Origin of the sequence: Microvirga sp. VF16, assembly GCF_016864375.1 — a bacterium.
In the GTDB taxonomy this organism is placed as follows: Bacteria; Pseudomonadota; Alphaproteobacteria; order Rhizobiales; family Beijerinckiaceae; genus Microvirga.
In genome coordinates this window covers 2,238,147-2,256,828 of record NZ_CP069354.1, presented here as the reverse complement: position 1 = coordinate 2,256,828, position 18,682 = coordinate 2,238,147, and the positions used below count along the sequence as shown (strand labels likewise).

General features: G+C 61.8%; 15 protein-coding genes. 9 read left to right on the top strand and 6 right to left on the bottom strand.

Annotated features, from left to right (window positions below; genetic code table 11):
• The first annotated feature begins 131 nt into the window (after positions 1–131).
• The 5 genes from JO965_RS10705 (at position 132) to JO965_RS10685 (ending at position 5,736) form a co-directional block, all read left to right on the top strand.
• Positions 132–1,097 (top strand): MBL fold metallo-hydrolase, encoded by a 966-nt coding sequence (locus tag JO965_RS10705; RefSeq protein ID WP_203443606.1) that lies wholly within the window; start codon positions 132–134, stop codon positions 1,095–1,097.
• A gap of 34 nt (positions 1,098–1,131) precedes the next feature.
• A complete protein-coding gene (locus JO965_RS10700) occupies positions 1,132–1,791 on the top strand; it encodes a pyridoxamine 5'-phosphate oxidase family protein (protein ID WP_203443605.1) in 660 nt (219 codons plus the stop codon).
• A gap of 350 nt (positions 1,792–2,141) precedes the next feature.
• Positions 2,142–2,399 (top strand): hypothetical protein, encoded by a 258-nt coding sequence (locus JO965_RS10695; protein WP_203443604.1) that lies wholly within the window; start codon positions 2,142–2,144, stop codon positions 2,397–2,399.
• Between the two features lie 231 nt (positions 2,400–2,630).
• Complete coding sequence (locus JO965_RS10690; RefSeq protein ID WP_203443603.1) at positions 2,631–4,409, top strand: adenylate/guanylate cyclase domain-containing protein; 1,779 nt, start codon at positions 2,631–2,633, stop codon at positions 4,407–4,409.
• Positions 4,410–4,899: 490 nt separating this feature from the next.
• Positions 4,900–5,736: a class I SAM-dependent methyltransferase gene (locus tag JO965_RS10685; protein WP_203443602.1), complete on the top strand. Its 837-nt coding sequence runs from the start codon at positions 4,900–4,902 to the stop codon at positions 5,734–5,736.
• Between the two features lie 606 nt (positions 5,737–6,342).
• Here JO965_RS10685 and JO965_RS10680 read toward each other — a convergent pair.
• The 4 genes from JO965_RS10680 to JO965_RS10665 all read right to left on the bottom strand — a co-directional run bounded on the left by JO965_RS10680 (position 6,343) and on the right by JO965_RS10665 (position 11,484).
• Positions 6,343–8,124, bottom strand: a complete 1,782-nt coding sequence (locus tag JO965_RS10680; protein ID WP_203443601.1) for a vanadium-dependent haloperoxidase — start codon at positions 8,122–8,124, stop codon at positions 6,343–6,345.
• Positions 8,125–8,583: 459 nt separating this feature from the next.
• A complete protein-coding gene (locus JO965_RS10675; protein ID WP_203443600.1) occupies positions 8,584–9,390 on the bottom strand; it encodes a DUF1194 domain-containing protein in 807 nt (268 codons plus the stop codon).
• Positions 9,391–9,683: 293 nt separating this feature from the next.
• Positions 9,684–10,730: a hypothetical protein gene (locus JO965_RS10670; RefSeq protein ID WP_203443599.1), complete on the bottom strand. Its 1,047-nt coding sequence runs from the start codon at positions 10,728–10,730 to the stop codon at positions 9,684–9,686.
• Positions 10,681–11,484 carry an adenylate/guanylate cyclase domain-containing protein gene (locus tag JO965_RS10665; protein WP_203443598.1) on the bottom strand — a complete coding sequence of 268 codons (804 nt, stop codon included), beginning with the start codon at positions 11,482–11,484 and terminating at the stop codon, positions 10,681–10,683. The genes JO965_RS10670 and JO965_RS10665 overlap by 50 nt, the downstream gene beginning before the upstream one ends.
• Before the next feature lie 638 nt (positions 11,485–12,122).
• On the opposite strand from JO965_RS10665, the gene JO965_RS10660 reads away from it, so the two are divergent.
• Entirely contained in the window at positions 12,123–12,695 is a 573-nt protein-coding gene (locus JO965_RS10660; RefSeq protein ID WP_203443597.1) for an NADPH-dependent FMN reductase, read from the top strand.
• A gap of 269 nt (positions 12,696–12,964) precedes the next feature.
• Here JO965_RS10660 and JO965_RS10655 read toward each other — a convergent pair whose 3' ends face one another.
• A complete protein-coding gene (locus JO965_RS10655) occupies positions 12,965–13,783 on the bottom strand; it encodes a transporter substrate-binding domain-containing protein (protein WP_203443596.1) in 819 nt (272 codons plus the stop codon).
• A 645-nt stretch (positions 13,784–14,428) separates the two neighbouring features.
• Between JO965_RS10655 and JO965_RS10650 the strand changes: the two genes are divergently transcribed.
• Entirely contained in the window at positions 14,429–14,761 is a 333-nt protein-coding gene (locus tag JO965_RS10650) for a hypothetical protein (RefSeq protein ID WP_203443595.1), read from the top strand.
• Between the two features lie 719 nt (positions 14,762–15,480).
• Positions 15,481–15,888 carry a response regulator gene (locus JO965_RS10645; protein WP_203443594.1) on the top strand — a complete coding sequence of 136 codons (408 nt, stop codon included), beginning with the start codon at positions 15,481–15,483 and terminating at the stop codon, positions 15,886–15,888.
• A gap of 500 nt (positions 15,889–16,388) precedes the next feature.
• Here the strand turns inward: JO965_RS10645 and JO965_RS10640 are convergent, their stop codons facing one another.
• Complete coding sequence (locus JO965_RS10640; protein WP_203443593.1) at positions 16,389–17,312, bottom strand: LysR family transcriptional regulator; 924 nt, start codon at positions 17,310–17,312, stop codon at positions 16,389–16,391.
• Between the two features lie 122 nt (positions 17,313–17,434).
• Here JO965_RS10640 and JO965_RS10635 point away from each other — a divergent pair, with 122 nt between their 5' ends.
• The gene (locus JO965_RS10635) at positions 17,435–18,469 is read left to right on the top strand and encodes an aldo/keto reductase (RefSeq protein WP_203443592.1); all 1,035 of its coding nucleotides are present in this window, start codon (positions 17,435–17,437) and stop codon (positions 18,467–18,469) included.
• The last annotated feature ends 213 nt before the right edge of the window (positions 18,470–18,682 follow it).

Below are 18,682 nucleotides of genomic sequence, written 5' to 3'. Positions count from 1 at the left end.
AAAAATGAGAGGAAAGGTCTTGAATTCGCAGGATACCGGTTGGGACAGGGAGGGTCTAGTGTCTGCCCAGACCCGGGCGTCGACATCGATCAGGATCATCACCTGGGTCACAAAACCTTGGAGCTTCTCCCATGCCCCTCTCGCTCTCCCGTCGCGCTTTCGCCTTTGGCCTTCCGACTGCCGGGCTTATGGCCGGTGCGCAGACCCTGCCTGCGCGAGCCGCAAGCAGCCAACCCGCCTCCGCTGTCGCGCCGCTCGCGCAAATCAAGGTGGGCCGCTTTACCGTGACGGCCCTGTCGGATGGCTACGCGGATATGCCCTATGGCTACTTCCCTGGCCGGACGCCCGAGCAGGTCGAAGCCGCGGCCAAGGCCCAGTTCACGGCACGGCCGAGCGGTGTGCGCTTTCTGTTCAATCAGTATCTCATCGAGGACGGATCGAGCCGCATCCTGATCGATGCCGGACCCGCCGGCTCGCTGGGCCAGACCGGGCAACTCCCCCAGGCGCTTGCCGCCCGTGGGTTGGGGGCCGACCAGATCGATGCCGTGATCGTAACCCATATGCACCAGGATCACCTGGGAGGCCTTGTCGCGGGCGGCCGCCGTGTTTTCCCGAAGGCGGAGGTGTATGTCGACCGGCGCGATATCGCGCATTGGACCGATCCGGGCAAGCAGGCCGCCGCGCCCGACTATCTGCAACCCAGCTTCCGCCTCTCGGCCGACCTCGTTCGCCTGTATCCGAAGCTCCAGGCCACCCAGGGCGACCACCAGATCGCCCGCGGCGTGTCACTTGTCGACCTTGCGGGACATACTCCAGGCCACATCGGCGTGCGGATCGAGGACGGAGGACAAAGCCTGATCATGGTCTCCGACATGCTCTTTCCGGTGGTGCACCCGGCCATGGGAACCGACGTGAACTTCCTGATGGAGGCGGATCGGCCAGCAGCACAAGCCATGCGGGCCCGCTTCTTCCCCCGGGCGGCTGAGGAGGGTGTGCTCATTGCAGCAACGCACATGCCTTTCCCTGGTCTCGGCCGGATCGTGTCCGACCAAGGCCGTTTGGCTTGGCATGCCGCTGACTGGGCCTACCAGGACTAATGCCGCAATCCTCCTGTTTTCCACGAGGTTGACGATGCTACACAGATGGCTCGAGATCGCATCGACCCCTTCAGTGAAGGCCGCGCGTGAGCGCTACGGAAGCGCGGCCCAGTACGCGCGCCTGGATGGCACGCTGAACAGGGCTGGGCTGGTCCGCAACGACCGGCTCGGCGACGCAGAAGCGGCTTTCATTGAAGGACGCGACGGGTTCTATCTCGCCTCTGTCTCCGAAACCGGCTGGCCTTATGTGCAGTACCGGGGTGGCCCGGCGGGATTCCTGCGCGTCCTGGACGATCACACGCTTGGCTTCGCGGATTTTCGGGGCAATCGGCAGTATGTGACGACCGGCAACGTTGCGGAGAATGACCGGGTCTCGCTGTTCCTGATGGACTACGCTCATCAGCGGCGGCTCAAGATCTTCGGGCACTTGCGGATGATCAACGTGAGCGCGGACCCCGAACTGGTCGCAACCCTCGCCGTGCCAGACTATGCGGCTCGTTCCGAGCGCGGGGCCCTAATCCAGGTTGAGGCTTTCGACTGGAACTGCCCTCAGCACATCACCCCTCGCTTCACGCACGAGGAATTGGACCAGGTGCTCAACCCGGTGCGTGAGGAGATCGAGAGTCTGCGCGCCGAGAGCCAACGCCTGCGTCATCGGCTGGGCCAAGAGGCGGGAACGGCCGGTCAGGATTGATGTCACCAGGCGCACGACGCGCATCATTGTACGCAAGCAATACCGTCGGCGCCCTTGAACCGCCCTTCGAAGATTTCAATGACAACCATAACCTCGGGAAGACCTGCGGTCTGCATTGGGTCACGCACTGACGATGCCTTGCCGATGAGGAACGGCCGGTGCCCTTACCAGAGCGGATATTCGGAGCACCCGATCGCACGGCGCGGCGGGTCCAGAGCCATCGCTCACATGTGGGACCTGCGCCTGTGGCGGCCACGATTCTTGATGAATCCCACAATTTATATTTGATCGACATACCGACCGCGCCGCCTATCCTGTCTTGCAGAAACTCCCGCAGGTCCGAGGGTGCCATGCCTCGCTACCACTTGAACGTGCATGATGAGCTGAACCCCGCTCCCGCTGGGTTCGAAACCCTCGCCGCAGCCGAACGGGAGGCGGCGCGCACCGCGGCTGCCATCGGATTGCATAAGCTGCCGCACGACGGCGCCTGCCAAGCGGTGGTCGAGGTGAGCGACGAGCATCACCAGCGCGTCGCCGTCATGACGGTCTCGATGAGGATCGATCGACCGATCTCCCCGCCTCGGATGCTCAGCCCTTGGGCTGCCTGACCCAAGGGCGGCTTGCTGCTGACGCCAATTATGGAACAGTCGCGATGTGACCCTCACGAAGGGCAAACGTCGACCCAGAGATCGCGGTCGGGTTTGGCTGCAAGATCGCACGATGGGTGTCGTTCCGACAGAGGGCTATCACTATTTCTGCCAGCAAGCCCACTCCAAGCCCGGTAGACCCGGACCCGAGATCGGCGCAAACTGCTCCTGCATGAAAGCGCGGACACGTCCATGCCTGATCTGCGTCCAAAATCCCAGCGCAGGCTTGCCGCCATCCTGGCTGCCGACGTGGTGGGATCTTCCCGGCTCATGGAAGAGGACGAGGAGGCCGCGGCCGCAGCCATCGGGACGATCCTGTCGGACATCATCGGGGCGGCCGCCGCGCGGCATCACGGACGCATCGTCAAGACCATGGGCGACGGAGCCCTCCTGGAGTTCGCCAGCCCGGTCGAGGCCGTGCTGTGTGCGATCGAGGCCCAGACGGCGGTCACTGATCTCGCCGCCGACTATCCGGGGAACGGGACAATCCGGCTCCGCATGGGCATTAACCTCGGCGATATTCTCGTCAGCGAGGACGAGGATATCCTTGGCGACGGCGTGAACATCGCGGTGCGCCTGGAGGGCGTGGCCGATCCCGGCGGCATCTGCATCTCCGGCAAGGTGTTCGACGAACTCGAGGGCAAGCTGTCCCTGCCGTTCGAGGACCGGGGCGAACAGCGCCTCAAGAACATCGCACGTCCCATCCACGTCTATGCCTTGAAAGCGGGGGACATCACGCCCCAAGAGCCGAAGGCAGCCCGGCCGATCCCAAATCAGACCGATAAACCTTCCATTGCCGTCGTGCCGTTCGCCAACCTGAGTGGCGATCCCGAGCAGGAGTACTTCGCCGACGGGATCACGGACGACATCATCACGGCCCTGACGAAAACCCGCTGGCTGTTCGTCACATCCCGCAGTTCCTCCTTCGCGTTCAAGGATAAGGCCATCGAGACGGAGCAGGTCGCCCGTCGCTTGGGCGTTCGCTACATCCTCAGTGGCAGCGTGCGCCAGAGCGGGTCCCATGTCCGCGTCTCGGTCCAGCTCACGGAGGCCGAGACTGGCGGCTCGATCTGGGCAGAGCGATATGACCGTGATATCGGCGATGTCCTGGTGCTCCAGGATCAGGTCGCCGAGGAGGTTGCGGGGGCCATCGAGCCCGAACTCCTCAGGAAGGAGGGGCAGCGCGGCGCCGAGCGCTCCCGAAGCCTGACCGCCTGGGATCTCGTCCGACGGGGCATGTGGGAGTTCCACAAGATCAGGCCCGACTCGCACCAGCGCGCCCGCGAGCTGTTCCTGAAGGCCATTGAGGCCGAGCCTAACTCTGCCGATGGCTACATCTGGCTGGCGCGGGTTGAGGCCGGTCTTGCCGCTTATGGGTGGGGGAGCGATCCAGAGGCCGGTCTGCGGAGCGGGATGGAAGCCGGACTGAAGGCTGTCCAGCTTGATGAGAAGAACCCCTACTCGCATTATGCCGTCGCCGTGACCCATGTCTTCGGCGGCGAGTACGAAACCGCCATTCGAGCCGCTCAGCGCGCCATCGGCCTCAGTTCCAGCTTCGCCCTGGGGTACCTGGTCCTCGGGGTTGCATATCTGAGTACCGGTCGCTTGCGGGAGGCGATCGAGTCGCTGGAGCATGGGCTGCGCCTCTCCCCCTTCGATCCGCAGAACTTCACGTGGCTGTTCCTGTTGTCAGCAGCCTACGCCTTCTCCGGGAATGCCGAGGCTGGGCTGGACACGGCACGCCGGGCCCTGTCGGTGCGCCCGCACTGGGTTCCCGCGCTCAAGATGATTGCCCTTTGCTGCACACGGCTCGGCGACTTGGAGCAGGCTCGTTCCGCGGCCTCACAGGTCCGATCCGCCACCGTCTCGGAAGGCGATCTTGCCCGGTTGATCCCGTCCGCCGATCCAGCCTGGATCGAAGAGATCGAGCAGGCGGTTCAGAATGCACTCGGGAACGGGCAACCTCGGTGAGCCTTGGCCATGGAGGCCGAAGCGTTCTGCCGGGCCTACAAGCACGATCCACAACGTGTCTTTCAATATGAGCCCATTCCCGTCAGGTATCGAAGCGCTTTTAGATGCTGCATTTTGGGAGCATTGTGACGGCGGCAGCCCGAGCTCCTCCATCCTCTGCCTTAACTGACGGCGGAGCGCCGGATCACGGTAGCGCTCGGTGGCTCGGGTAAGCCTTCTGGATCCGGCGGGAAAGTGGCGATGGGTCGGCGGCTCCCGAACTGAGCGGGAGGTCGGTTCAGGGTCAAAGAGTAACGAACAGCAAATGAAATGAATGTCCGGTTACCGCCTCATAATCAGACCAAAGCGCTTCTTCCGAGAAGTGCCACAAGCCGACCTTAATTGGGCCATTCCCCCTTTGGCCAAGGTAGATAGCAGCCCGGTCATGCCGTCGCGTGCATCCATGGAAGGAGGTATACTCCTTCCATGTCCGGGGCCCGGGAGCGATCCCATGAGCGACATGGCGATGACGTCAACAGGCCACAGGGGGAGCGCTGCCTCGTGGTTGGATGCCCACTTCGAGGCCGCTAGGGCCGAATATGAGGAAGCGCTCCGCTTTGTCGGCATTCAGTCCGGCTGGTCGGTGCTCGATGCGGGCTGCGGTGCGGGCGGCTACGTCCCGCTCCTCTGCGAACTTGTTGGGGTCGCGGGGCGAGTCAGCGCGCTCGATCTGGCGCCCGAGAACATCGCCCATGTCGAGCGGCTCGTCCGTGAGGCGAACTGCACGGTTCCCATTGACCTACGCGTCGGCAGCGTGCTGGACCTTCCCTTTGCCGACAGTTCGTTCGACTGCGTGTGGTGTGCCAACGTCGCGGCGTTTCTGACCAAGGCGGAGTTCGGCCGCGTCATGGGCGAGTTCCGTCGTGTGACCAAGCCGGGCGGCTTGGTTGCCGTGAAAGAGTTGGATGTCACGCTTCTCCAATTTCTGCCCCTGGACCCTGCGATCCTGGCCCGGCTGGCCGCGGCCCGGCGCGCGAAGGCGGCCGAAACCGGATTGGGCGCGTGGTGCGGCCCGTCGTTGGGGCCGTTCTTTCGTCGGGTGGGGCTTGAAGAGTTGGTGCGCCGGAGCTGGCTGGTCGAACGCTGGGCGCCGCTGCCGCCCGCAACCCGCCAGTTCATTACGATGCTGGTTCGCTTCATGGCGGGCTTGGCCGTGGAGCACGACCTCCCGCCAACGGATCTCGAAGCGTTACGCGCCGCTGCGGCCGACCCGGACCGCTTGCTCGATGACCCGGACTTCTGCTTCCGCGAGGCTTTCGTCGTCACGCTGGGATGTGTGCCGGCGTGACAGAGGACCTTCCCGGCGTGAGACAGCGGTTGCGATGTTGAATTTCGTGGAAGGCCGTTTATGGAACTGCCTTGGACCGGCGAGAAGACCCATCACGACTAACGGGTCAAGCTGACATGCACGCCCCAGCCCTTTTGGCGGCCGGCGCTGGTGGGTCTGCCCCAGCCGCGGGGTCTCATGTCCAAACTCTACAAGCCCAGCGGCGGCATCTTCGCCTCCACAAGGCCCATCGCCTCGCTTACTGCTCTCAGCGCCAGAGCCCGCATAACCGGACCCTCGGCCGCACCTTCAGGCTCGGCGGCGCCCTGCATCAACCGCTGGCATCGGGGACTACATCGAGAAACCGAAAGGCATGCCCTGGGCCACCTTCGACTGCAAGATGGAGCCGATCGAGGCCGCAGAGGCGGTCTGCAACGCCCACCTCGCCCGCTTCGTCCAACCGCTCACCCGACGCAGCAAACGCAGGAGATGACATGCCGAGAGGCAGGAAGGTGACGCGAGCAGGTTAATTCAGCTTCCACCAATAGGCTGTCGGGCATAAACGCTTCCGCTTCTCTGCACAGGACCGGGCCGGCGCCTCACGGCAGGAGCGTCGCCCGGCTGCTGTCAGATTGTCACGCGGCTGCCGTCGAAGCGCGTAAAGGAGAAGCCGTCGAAGGGTTCGCGCAGGGTCATGCGCTCGTCCCGCAGCATGCCGATAGCCACTTCCTCGCCGAGCGCCATTGAGGCGGAAGCGTCGGACCGCCAGTGGATGCCCGCCCAATTACGTCCGAAACCGAAATTCACCGCAAGCTTGTTCAACTCTCCACCAACCGTGAGCGGCGGGCCGCTATAGGGCACGAGCCTCGTCGGGTCAGCCGGATCGGGCTGTACCGGGTTGGCGATGACGCGGCTCTCGTCGAAAAACGCCTTCAATATGGTAGCCGTGACAGCGCCAACGCCCGTGGCGCCGCCGGGATAGGTGGAGTGAAGCGGCGCGGCCTCCGGATAGCTTTGTGACAAAAGATAGGTGCCGTATTTGGCTTTACTGCGATCGAGGGCTTCCGATTTCAGGAAGTTATCATGCAACGGGTAGTCGCTCACGCCATTGGCGAGGCGATGGTGCGCCAGACCGCCGTAGGCTTCCGGTCGCAGAGCCCGGTGCACGAAATACTTCTGCCAGTAGGACGCGCGGGTGGAGTTACTGATCCCCGTAGCGAGGAGTGCTTGCACATAGGGCAACCCGAAGGTGGCACCCGCAGGGCTTTGGGTTTTCGATTTCCGATACGGGTTCGATGGGTAGGACACGGCCTCTGCCGGTGGATACATTCCGGAGTAGCGTTGGTCCGTCCCGCCGCTGGGGGTCGCAAGGATCAGTGCTGCCGCCCACCCGAGGGCAGGACCAGCGTGGATATACTCCGCGAGATCTCTTCCTGTCGTGATGTATCGCGGCGTCGCGTCGAACTGCAACGGGCGTTTCGGTGCGGCGCCGTTCTGGATCGCCAGCCATTCCTCGTATTCGGTCAGGAATTCGTTGGCGGGCAGCACAGTGCGTATTTGAGCACTCATCCACTGTGCGGCATAGGGCACGTCCCGGAGCAGGAATTGCGAGATCAGCGGCCCGTCCAAAACCCCTGACGGCGTGACGGAGCGGCCCTTCGGGTCAGCCGGGTCGAAATAAAGCACATTGGCACGGAACAGCGTCCCGGGTGTGACCCGCCCACCAGACTTCGGCCCCCGAAAATCGGTCAGCTTGTTGAGTTCTTCGGTTGCTGCGAGCACGTCGCGGTTGGAGGTGTCGTCGCGCAATTCAGTAAGCGGAACATCACGAAGCAGGGATTGCCAATAGACCTCGACGGCCTCGCCGCCGCGCTCCGCACTGGCAAGGGCTGGTGCCGGCGGTATCGCAATCTGAGTAGGGTTCATGCCGCTGAGACTGACGGCCAGTGTGCCTATGGGGTTGACTATTTTGCGAGTGCCGCCGAGCGGGACTTTCTCGAAATCAGCGGGATCGCCCGACTGGCAAGCGGTATAGAGGGCCTGCCATGCCGCTTGCTCCACTTCGCCGCGTTTATCGTGCGGCAGGCCCCGTGAATCGGAACCGATCTTGTTGGTGTAGCGTGCCTCATCGCCATTCGTCGGGTGGGGCGCGATGGGAATTTTCTCGTTGTTGCTCGCGCAGGCCTCTCGGACTTCGAAGGCGCGGCGCTTGAACACCGCGTCGAGCGGCCGCTGGTCCGCGCTCACAGGCTGAGCCGCGGCCGGGGCGATTCCGGGCATGCCCGGCGGAGACGCAAGCGCGGCGGCGCCAACCGCAATGCCCGCCCCGCCGAGCAGCGAGCGGCGAGTGACCGCAGTGGTCGGCGATGCCAGATCGGATTCAGTCGAAATGGTGGGGTGGTCAGCCATGGAGATCTCCTCCCTCGCAGGCACCGCTCTGGGACCCGCGTTTTTCCCTTTTCAGGATTCTATCCGGTATTCCCCAGATAGACGGGCAACCAACCAGAGCGTCAAATCGCTCTTGGGGTGAGAAGGCTATCGGCGCGGCGACACTGCCCACTCTGCGGCGTCGGGAAGTCCACTCACGCGGGGAGCGACTACTATCATTAGACGCCTCTTCGCTTTCGTAGGGAACTGCGAGTCTGTCCGGGATGTGTGCTGAGACACATCTGGATTACGTGTATTACACGGGAGAGAAATTGCCTGCGGTAGGCCTTGAGGAGACGGAAGACCTGCCGGCGGGTGATCGCAGCAGTTGGGCAGCCTCATTGACGATGATGCGCTCTGCCGTCACGTCGCGCAAGAACATGCATCCGATCGATCCCGGGACGGCTCATGGCAAGGGGACATACTCGGCAACGTGTGGTCTCAAGGATTCCCTTCGCCCTCCCACGCCTCCTCTTCCTGGCGGAGTTTCTCGCCTGAGAGGCAGTCGGCCTGCGCTCCGGCATGAAGGACCAGCGGCGATGGGCCAGGTCCGGCGATTTCGTGCAGGACCTTGGTCTTGATCACGGACGGGAACTGGTCGGCCTGGCGGACCGGAATCATGAACGCGCCGGCTCCTCCGATGACGCAGTCCGCGTAGTATCGGTCCAGGTCACCGAACTCCCAGGCACTCACCATCCCCGGGATCTGGATTGGCAGCCCATTGATTGTGATGCCCTCAGCCACGGCATCATCGCGTACGTACCTGACCTTGGGACCATCGTTGTTCGGGCCATCACCCGAGATATCGATCACCCGCCGCGCCGGCCTGTCCGCGAGATCGGCGAAAAGCCGCATGCTGAAGCCGATCACGCCGGAGATCGAGGTCAGGCCCGCCTGCCGGATCGGCTGGCGCTTGAGCTCGGACGCGAAGGTCCGCGCCCCGTCCGGACCATTGATCACGGTCCACGGCACGAGAACGGTCTGATCATCCGCCCCTGACCATTCGACGTAAACGACGGCGATGCGGCCGAGTGCTCCCCTTGCGATGGCCTGATGGACCGCCGGGGACCGAAACGCCTCGATGAAGCCCGAGCGCTGAAGCGACTGCTCGGCCGGCGCCATTGAGGACGACACGTCCACGGCGAGCACGAGGGCAAGGTCGAGTGTCGTCTCGGAGGCGGCGACGGCGCTACCCCAGAGACAGGCCAAGGATAGACCCAGGCACGCACCGTGATGTCGCCGCGGCATGATGGCCTCCCTGTGGGATGCTCTTTCGAGCTGTCATGCCATGGACTTGGGGCCAATGAATGTCGGCCACGGTTCAACTCACGAAATCACCTGCCCTTCGCGAATGTCCGATGTTCTCCGCTTGAGCCGACATTCGGTCTACTTCCGAGACGTCCGCGACACGGTCAGCGAACACCTTTCCTGGGAAACGTTTGGGCGTGATCTCCCATGGGCTGGCCAACCTCCAGGCAAAGGGCCTGGATTTGGGGACGAAAGCTTTTGCCGATTGCCGTGATCATGGAGGATGATGAAGCTCATTCGAGGAGCCCTGTAAGACGCAGGCCTTCCCAAACTAGGGATACGTCATCTGAGCGCTTATACGGGCAGTTGTACATCAGATCCCACCTTACGAACTCGCCCACATTGGCGGCAGGGGGGCCAATCCAACTCGTTCGCAGTTCCTCGACATATTGTTGAGCGTGGTGGGTTGCTTGCTCAATCCGGCCCGCATGCGCATAGGCAGCAACGACTAACCTGCGCTCCTCATGCACAGGAACCTGATCGAAAATCGCGACTGCCGCTTCATGATTTCGTGCGAAGAAGCGAGCGATCCCTAAGTCAAACAGCGCTACCGGCCAGCGAGGATTGTGTCTCAGCACCCCTTCCACTTTCGTGATCGCCTGCTCCGCCTTTCCCAGATACGACAGAGCCGACACATGATGGATGGCCATCTGATCATCATGAGGATTCAGGGCCACGGCACGGTCGATGTAGTGCTCTCCTTCCGCGAAACGGCGCTGATACAACAGAGTATAGCCCAGGGCCAGAAGCGAATCTGCGTCGTTCCTGTCGAGTGACACCCCTTTCTGAGCCCACTCCTGGGCCGCCGCCAATGAGCGGCTACGGGCCTCGTTGTCTCCTCTCGTCAGCCTGGCGAGAACCGTATAACTCGCCGCTAATTTCCCATGGGCACGGGCGTATTTTGGATCGATCTCGATGGCTCTCTGAAAAAACTCAATCGCGCGAAGCTGGTTTTCTCTGGTGCGTGGCGAGGCGAACGCTTCCATGCCTAACAGGAAGCAATCGAATGCCTCCCAGCTTGGCGGCGACTTCCGCTTGGCGCGCTCTGTCACATCGCTCTTGATGCGCCCTGACAACATGGAGACGAGTCCGCCGACGATCTCGTCCTGAACGTCAACGATGCGCCCCATCTCTTCATCATAATGCTCTGCCCATACCTCGGCTCCCGTCACAGTATCAACAAGCTGGGCCGTGAGACGTAGGCGAGGGCCGATCTTGCGGACGCTGCCCTCAAGCAGGTACCTGACGTTCAGCTCCCGGCGGATGGCTTGCAGGTTCACCGACTTTCCACGGAACGCGAACGAGGCGCTTCGTGCGGCAACGGCCAGTTCCCTGAAGCGGGACAGTTCCGTGATGATGTCCTCCGTCACACCGCCCGCGAAGTAGCCCTGCTCGGGATCGCTGCTCATGTTGGTGAAAGGCAGCACGGCAATGGACGGTTTGCCGCGGTGGGAAAGGGTCTTGCCCCGTGGAGATCGTGGCTTTCGGGTCGAGGGTGCCGGCCAGCAGGCTATAGACCCTCAACGGCCGCACGATGTTCTTGACCTGCTGCTCACCACGATCCTCGAAGGCATACGGCAGCTTGTCCCGGACCTCCTCGTAGACCTTATTCGAAATCCAGATGCCTCCAGGCTCTGCCATTTGCTCCAATCGGGCCGCAACGTTCACCCCGTCACCGTAGATGTCCCCATCACCCTCGATGATGATGTCGCCCAGGTTGATGCCGATGCGGAGTTGGAGCGCCTGGGAGGACCCTTGTGAAGCCCTGTCGGCAATCGCTGCCTGTACCTCCACGGCACAGCGAACTGCCTCAATGGGACTCGGGAACTCAACGAGGATACCATCGCCGGTGGTTTTGACCACCCGCCCTTGATGGTCACCAATCTTCGGCTCGAAGATCTCCCGACGCAGGCTCCTGATATGTGCAAGGGTGCCTTCCTCGTCCTGGCCCATGAGAGCCGAGAACCCAACCACGTCGGCTGCGAGAACGGCAGCCAGACGCCTTTGCACCTTCTGGTCGACAGGGTCGGTCATCTCACTACCATGACGAAGGCATCGGCAAACAATGGTGATGTGTGAGTGGCGCTTCGTCCAGGGGCAATCTGGCGGTCGACCGACAAGTATAGCCGAGCTCTTTCGGGTGCTGACCCTTGCTGATTCAGCCAGTTCCAATGGACGACTATTCCGCGCTGGCGGATTGGGCGATGTCGCAATCCGGCGAAAACTGTTCGTCGCTGGGGACTGAGGTTCGGACTGGATGCGGTCGGAGCCAGGAAGGTCCTCTTCGGGTAATGCAGAGAAAATCAGCATTCTCCCAGGAATGACTGCTGTTCCCTCCTTGAGCAGACCAAGCTCTTACTTCTCAGGAGTGCCGGGACGAGACATTCCCCTCGGATATGCCGGCTATCCGACGAACCCTCATATATCGATCTCTGCATGAACCAGACGCGGTTTTCCACCACGTGACGCGGACCCCGACATTGCCCTCAATAGCGTAGCGATGCGGTCCGTTGAGATTGGCGGTATGGCTGACCATCGCATACAGGCTCCCGTCCTTTTTCCGGCCATTCCGGAGGCCGGAAATCCTGACTGCCGTTAGAACTGCCACGATTCTGATGGAGGTTAGATTGGATCAGGGATCCGGTCAGGATCCTTCGCACCAGGAGAGAGCCATGACCACCTTCAAAGTCGGCTATCTGATCGGCAGCCTCGCGAAGGAATCAATCAACCGCAAGCTCGCCAGGGCGCTGACGCGCCTCGCCCCGGAACATCTTGAGTTCGCCGAAATCCCGATCCGGGATCTGCCGCTCTACAGCTATGACTACGACGCCGACTTCCCGCCGCCGGCACGAGCGTTCAAGGCCGCCATCGCGGCTGTCGATGCGGTGCTGTTCGTGACCCCGGAGTACAACCGTTCGATCCCGGGTGGGCTGAAGAACGCCATCGACTGGGCCAGCCGGCCCTATGGCCAGAACGCGTTCACACGCAAGCCTTCGGCCGTGATCGGCACCTCGCCCGGCGCGATCGGCACCGCCATCGCGCAGCAGCAACTGCGCAGCGTGCTCAGTTTCTGCAACTCGCCCCAGATGAACGCGCCGGAGGCCTACATCCAGTTCAAGCCCGGGCTGATCACCGACGAGGGCGAGGTGACCGACGAGACAACGGCCGAGTTCCTGAGGAACTACATGGCGGAGTTCCACCAGTTCATCGTCAGGGTCTACACCGCCCTGCCGCGCAACATCTAACGCGGACGGAAGTGTCGGACGGCCGGGCCGCGCTGGACGATCATGCGCACGGGAGGTTTGACAATGGCGACAAAGGTCCAAGACTGAACCGGCAACGTCCGATCACGGCCGGTAACCTCATCACTTGGCATGGGAGATGGTCGACTTCATGGAGGTCGCCGAAGCGTCGGCGACCTCCGGCGCGGAACCCTTGAGGGCCTCGCAACGTCGCTAGCAGGCGACCGCCTCCGAGTCTCCAATCCCGCCCATCCCGGGCGCTTGCCGCTCGATCACCTCACGAACTGGTCGTAGATCCGGCCAAACTCCCCGTTGGCCTTGGCCAGATGCAGCCACTGGTCGACAAAGGCCTTGAAGACGATGTCGCCCTGCGGCAGCAAATAGCCCATCTCACCGTACTGGAGCGGCTGGTCGGGATTGATGGCACACAAACCGGGGCGCAATTTCTCCTGCACCTTCGTCTCGATCGACTCCGCGATCATCAAGTCGGCCTTGCCTTGCAGGACTTGATCAAAGATCGTGACATTGTCGGGATAGACTTCGATCCTGGCCTGTTTGAGGTTTTGGCGCACGAAGCGCTCGTTCGTACCACCTGGATTGACGATCACCGTCACCTCTGGCTTGTCGATGTCGGCCACCGACTGAAACTTGGCCTTATCGGCACAGCGGGCAATCGGAGCCTTGCCGTTGACGAGATAGGGCGCGCTGAAGAAGGCACGCTTCTGGCGCTCGAGGGTGACCGAGATGCCGCCCATGGCAATGTCACACTTGCCCGACGTGAAGTCAGCCATGAGGTCTGACCACTTGGTCTTCACAAAACGCGCCTCGACCCCGATGGCCTTGGCGAGCGACTTGGCCAACTCGATGTCAATGCCCTCGTAGGCGGCGGCATCGGTCTTGTGGAAAGTGAAAGGCTTGTAGTCGCCGGTGGTGCAGACCTGGAGGGAGCCGCGCTGCATCACAGTATCGAGAGCGCTCCCTGGCCCGCCGGTTTGGGCACTGGCGGATAATCCAGCAAAAACGACGGCAACAGAACCTGCCAACGCGGAATGGGCGGCGCGACGGACGGCGGCGGGATACCTGACAATCATCGATGGTCCTCGGATCGGGTCGTTGTGCGATCAGACACTAATGGCTATCCGCAAGGGTGGGCAAGTCGTGGCCCAAGATCTGTGCGCCCAAGGTACGACCGCGGGGGCTGATGTATGCCACCGTAGGGTCGATCCATTGGGTGAATGACCGGCAGTGAGGCATGTCCTCATGTCCGTTCCGGCATGCTGTTCCTGTGCAAGCCAGGAAACGAGACTCCGCCACTGTGAATGACAGCTTCGGGTCATTTTCAGACGTTCCGGGCGTACGACGCGAATTTCGCGGAAGCGCCTTTATGGAATGCACGTGGAAGGCTGGATCAAGCAAGAAAAAGCGCCCGTCCGAAGAGGGCGCTTTAAGTTTTCGGATCCGTAGGGGCAAACAAACAAATCCGCTAAACGCGACTTGCCCAATCAAAGCAGGTGCTGTCACTGCTCTATGTTAATCCTGAGCGCGATATTCTGATACAGCATGGTGCAGAATTACGTAGTTGCACTTATTGCATCCCCAATCCGAGGTCGGTATACGGCCCCTACTCGTAGGGGCAAACTACGGTTCAAAGGGTCGCGAACACGGTCACAAGACTCGGCGCGGCCCTTTTTCATGGGCGCTTTGGCTCCTTTGCTCGCGCATGAAACTGGAAGCGGATGTCCGATAGGCCGCTTTATGAAGGGGCGAACAATGACGGCTGCTTGCCGTTGAGAGCCGTGGTGAGGCGCATCGACCATGTCGACAATGACCATGAGCGGCGGCTGGGCTCCGGTCAGCACCGCCCCCGCGACGGCACACCTGTGATCCTCTGGACGGTTGAGGACAATGTCCCACCCGTTCTCCCGCTGACCGTGGGGTTCTGGACGATCAGCCATGAGGCACGGGTCGGCTACTGGCGGATCTTCGCCGATCACCCGCGTATATGCTCTGATAGGCAAATTCGCGGATGGACGCCGCTTCTTAGTAGCTACGACAACCACGCGAATTGAGCGTAATGCCTTTATGGAACCGGATAGGGTGTCTTTTTGAAGTATTCGGACGATGATTTGGTCAGCATCGGCAGAGACTAAGTAGAAAGCTAGTTCAACCTGCCTTCTCAGGCCACCAGCATCACACAGCAATATTGTCGAGATCGTTCGCGCCGATCGCCTTCAAAAGAGCTGCCGCGCTTAACCTAAGTGAGGGACAAGCCCGGCCAGGCAGATAGAGCTGAAAGTGACTCCTGACTTTCGCCCATCCTCAACTCCCTCACCCGGCATGGGCTGAGGAGGGAGTTCTTTCGAGCCGGCTCAGGCATGACACACATCAAGATACCAAGCCAAGGCCCAGGGCTCTTCCCGCTTCCGGCATCAAAGGCTCGATTGCACGTATAATCTGTTCCACCGCTTAGGATGCGATAGCCTAGTTTGTGCTGTGCCAGTAGATCGTCCCGTGCCCGGCTTCCTCGCAGGGCAAGATTGGCTCTTCCTTGGTTCTCTCCATCCCCTCGACCGGCTGCCACCCGGCTTTTCTGTCATGGCCGCTTCCGAGGCGGCCCGCTTCAACGGCTTTTACCTATTTTATCTAACGGCCGAGTTGAGACTCCCTCACGGTCGTTCCGGCTTCGCATCAGATGCCGAGATCCGGGCTCATGTGCACGCCATGCTAGAACGGCTCAGGTCAACCTAAGTGAATGCAGGATTCTCTGCCCACCCTTAGCGGTGAGGCCATGAACAGAGAACAGACACATCAGCCCTGCTGCTTGGTGATCGAGGACCAGGCGCTCATCGCAATGTCGATTGAGACATACCTGGAAGAGGCCGGCATCGCCGTGAAGACGGTAAACTCCGTGGCCGAGGCGCGTGCCTGGCTGGAAACCCATATGGCTGATATCGCGATTGTCGACTTCATGCTTAAGGATGGCCCTACCACAGAGTTGAGCGACGACCTCAACAGGCGCGGGATCCCCTTCATCATTTATTCCGGCTACCCGCCGCGTCAGGGCGTGCCGACTGAGCTTCTGGGCGTGCCGTGGCTCGAAAAGCCCACGAGTCGTGACGACTTGCTGAAGGTCGTATTGAAGACCCTCATGACCGTGTCTGGCCTGATGCCATCAGTTCAGACGCTCCATTCCTGATCTCTACTGTTTTCTCCAGTCTCATCCCAAACTCGCAGAACGGGACGTTATGGAATACAGCGCATCGCAATGGTCCGCCCAGGGTCGAGCCTGTGTCAAAACTCAAAGCAGCCTGATCTCAACGAAATGTTTGTACAATTCGACGCCCTTATACTGGGAAATCCTCGGCTCGTTTAGACCTACAAGACATAAAATTGCCCTTGGCAAGGCCCCGTCAGCGTTTTGACACACTCTCGGTCATCCGAAGAAAGTGCGAACGCCTCGGGAATGTCTGTTGTCCCCTGCGTCAACAGACATTCGTTCTACTTCGTAAATGTGCCATGAGACGACCTTCCTCGTGCTTATCAGCCGGCTGTCCCATTGCCGTCTAATGCCGCGCAGTCGAATGCGAGATCGCTCAGTTCATGCGCTAAGGAATGTTGTGATGCGGTGTTGGACGTCAAATACAGCCGATGCTCCGGACCTTGTCTGAGGCAACGAAGTGAGTGTCCTACTCACGATCACCCCTCGGTAAAACGCGGTGACAGCTCCAGTCCAGGGACCTGCGCCAGACTTGCAATGAGATGATCGACAAGAGCCCGGACCTTGCGGGGGACGAAACGCCTTGACGAATAGACCGCGTGCAGGTCCATCGGGGGATAGGCATAGTCTTCCATAACCCGCACTAGCTCGCCGTTCTCAAGCAGGTCCTGAACCAACGGCAGTTGCACTCCGCCGACGCCGAGCCCCCTTCGCAGCGCCTCCACGAGAACGAACGAGTTGTTGGCTCGGAAGCTTGATCTGACATCGACGGTGACTGGGCCCTCAGGACCGATCAGGGTCAGATGCTCGCCCGCTGACGCCCAACTGAAGCGGACATGGTCGTGCCGGGCGAGTTCGTCTGGCGTCGCCGGACTGCCATGGGCTGCGACATAGCCCGGTGAAGCGACGAGGATGCGCGAGATGGATCCGAGCTTCCGCGCAGCGAGACTCGCGGAAGCGAGTGCTCCAAGACGCAGCGCCACGTCCACGCCTTGTTCAATCAGATCGGCCAGATGGTCGTCGAGGATCAGGTCGATCGTCAGACCCGGGTGCCGGCGGTGGAAGTCCACGATCAGAGGAGCCAGATATTTCTGGCCCAGTCCGCTGGGTGCCTGCACGCGCAGGCTGCCCTTGAGCTCGCTTGAGAGACTGAGAAGGTCGTCCTCGACCTCGGCCACCTCGTCCAGGATCTGCCGGGCCCGGGCAAGGTATGTCTCCCCGCTTGCCGTCAGCGTCAGCTTTCGCGTGCTGCGGTTGAGCAGGCGGGTCCGGAGATGACGCTCGAGGCCCGCGATCTGCTGGCTCACGGCCGGCTGCGTCAGGCCAAGCTCACGGGCGGCCGCCGACAAGCTGCCCAATTCCGCCACCCGCACGAAGGTGGCCATCGCCGCGAAGCGGTCCATCAACGTCCATCTCTAAATTCCGCTTATGGATGATAGTAGAAGACGCCGCCTACGCAAAGATCCGCAAATGGCTCATGTCTTCCCCGGCGGCACGCTCACGCCGTTCAGGACAGGAGTTCGACATGGAGTACAGACGACTGGGGACATCCGGCCTGAAAGTTCCGGCTCTGAGTTTCGGGGCCGGCACCTTTGGCGGCCAAGGCCCCCTCTTCGGTGCCTGGGGCCAAACGGATGCGCAGGAGGCACGCCGGCTGATCGACATCTGCCTTGAGGCCGGTGTGACGCTGTTCGATACAGCCGACGTCTACTCCAATGGAGCGTCCGAGGAGGTCCTGGGCGCCGCTATCAAGGGCCGCCGCGACCGGGTGATGATCTCGACGAAGACCAGCCTCCCGATAGGGGACGGGCCGGATGATGCAGGCTCCTCCCGCTCTCGCCTGATCAGGGCCTGCGAGGCGGCTCTGCGCCGTCTCGGCACCGACTACATCGACCTCCTGCAATTGCATGCCTTTGATGCAGGCACGCCGGTCGAGGAGGTGCTGGCGACCCTCGATGATCTCGTCCGGGCCGGCAAGGTTCGATATGTCGGCGTGTCCAACTTCTCGGGCTGGCAGGTGATGAAGTCGCTCGCTGTCGCGGACAGGCATGGCTGGCCCCGCTACGTGGCCCACCAGGTCTACTATTCTCTGGTCGGGCGCGACTACGAATGGGAGCTCATGCCGCTCGGATTGGATCAGGGAGTCGGAGCCCTGGCGTGGAGCCCGCTCGGCTGGGGACGGCTGACCGGGAAGATCCGGCGGGGACAGCCGCTGCCGCAGGGCAGCCGGTTGCACGAGACCGCCGCCTTCGGCCCTCCGGTCGACGATGACCACCTGTTCCGCGTCGTGGACGCCCTTGATGAGATCGCGAACGAAACTGGCAAGACCATACCGCAGATCGCCATCAACTGGCTGCTGCAACGGCCGACGGTGTCATCAGTCATTATCGGCGCCCGCAACGAGGAGCAGTTGCACCAGAACCTGGGTGCTGTCGGTTGGGCACTTACCCCAGATCAAATAGCGCGCCTGGATGCGGCGAGTGCCGTCACCGCGCCCTACCCGTACTTTCCCTACCGCCGCCAGGAAGGTTTCGCGCGATTGAATCCACCGGCAGTCTGAGGGTGCGCGCAACTTGAGGCCGACAAGACTCGCGGTGTTCAGGTCAACGTTGGCGGCCTTTTCTGCCCGATGCCGGAACAGCCGCCCCATCAGGAGATCCGCCGTCTGCCTTCGCCTGGTGCAAACCCTCGGCTCACCGGGCGATCGGTTGGGGTCGACAGTGTTGATGTAGTCGGCCCAAGTTCGGGCGACAACGAAGCTTGAGCGCAAAAC

What these genes read in the sequence shown, in the direction of transcription:
- JO965_RS10675 (WP_203443600.1), bottom strand. Translation starts at nt 9,390, where the DNA reads ATGCCGCGGCGACATCACGGTGCGTGCCTGGGTCTATCCTTGGCCTGT.
- JO965_RS10650 (WP_203443595.1), top strand. Translation starts at nt 14,429, where the DNA reads ATGTCCGATAGGCCGCTTTATGAAGGGGCGAACAATGACGGCTGCTTG.
- JO965_RS10680 (WP_203443601.1), bottom strand. Translation starts at nt 8,124, where the DNA reads ATGGCTGACCACCCCACCATTTCGACTGAATCCGATCTGGCATCGCCG.
- JO965_RS10700 (WP_203443605.1), top strand. Translation starts at nt 1,132, where the DNA reads ATGCTACACAGATGGCTCGAGATCGCATCGACCCCTTCAGTGAAGGCC.
- JO965_RS10705 (WP_203443606.1), top strand. Translation starts at nt 132, where the DNA reads ATGCCCCTCTCGCTCTCCCGTCGCGCTTTCGCCTTTGGCCTTCCGACT.
- JO965_RS10685 (WP_203443602.1), top strand. Translation starts at nt 4,900, where the DNA reads ATGAGCGACATGGCGATGACGTCAACAGGCCACAGGGGGAGCGCTGCC.
- JO965_RS10655 (WP_203443596.1), bottom strand. Translation starts at nt 13,783, where the DNA reads ATGATTGTCAGGTATCCCGCCGCCGTCCGTCGCGCCGCCCATTCCGCG.
- JO965_RS10660 (WP_203443597.1), top strand. Translation starts at nt 12,123, where the DNA reads ATGACCACCTTCAAAGTCGGCTATCTGATCGGCAGCCTCGCGAAGGAA.
- JO965_RS10635 (WP_203443592.1), top strand. Translation starts at nt 17,435, where the DNA reads ATGGAGTACAGACGACTGGGGACATCCGGCCTGAAAGTTCCGGCTCTG.
- JO965_RS10665 (WP_203443598.1), bottom strand. Translation starts at nt 11,484, where the DNA reads ATGACCGACCCTGTCGACCAGAAGGTGCAAAGGCGTCTGGCTGCCGTT.
- JO965_RS10690 (WP_203443603.1), top strand. Translation starts at nt 2,631, where the DNA reads ATGCCTGATCTGCGTCCAAAATCCCAGCGCAGGCTTGCCGCCATCCTG.
- JO965_RS10695 (WP_203443604.1), top strand. Translation starts at nt 2,142, where the DNA reads ATGCCTCGCTACCACTTGAACGTGCATGATGAGCTGAACCCCGCTCCC.
- JO965_RS10645 (WP_203443594.1), top strand. Translation starts at nt 15,481, where the DNA reads ATGAACAGAGAACAGACACATCAGCCCTGCTGCTTGGTGATCGAGGAC.
- JO965_RS10640 (WP_203443593.1), bottom strand. Translation starts at nt 17,312, where the DNA reads ATGGACCGCTTCGCGGCGATGGCCACCTTCGTGCGGGTGGCGGAATTG.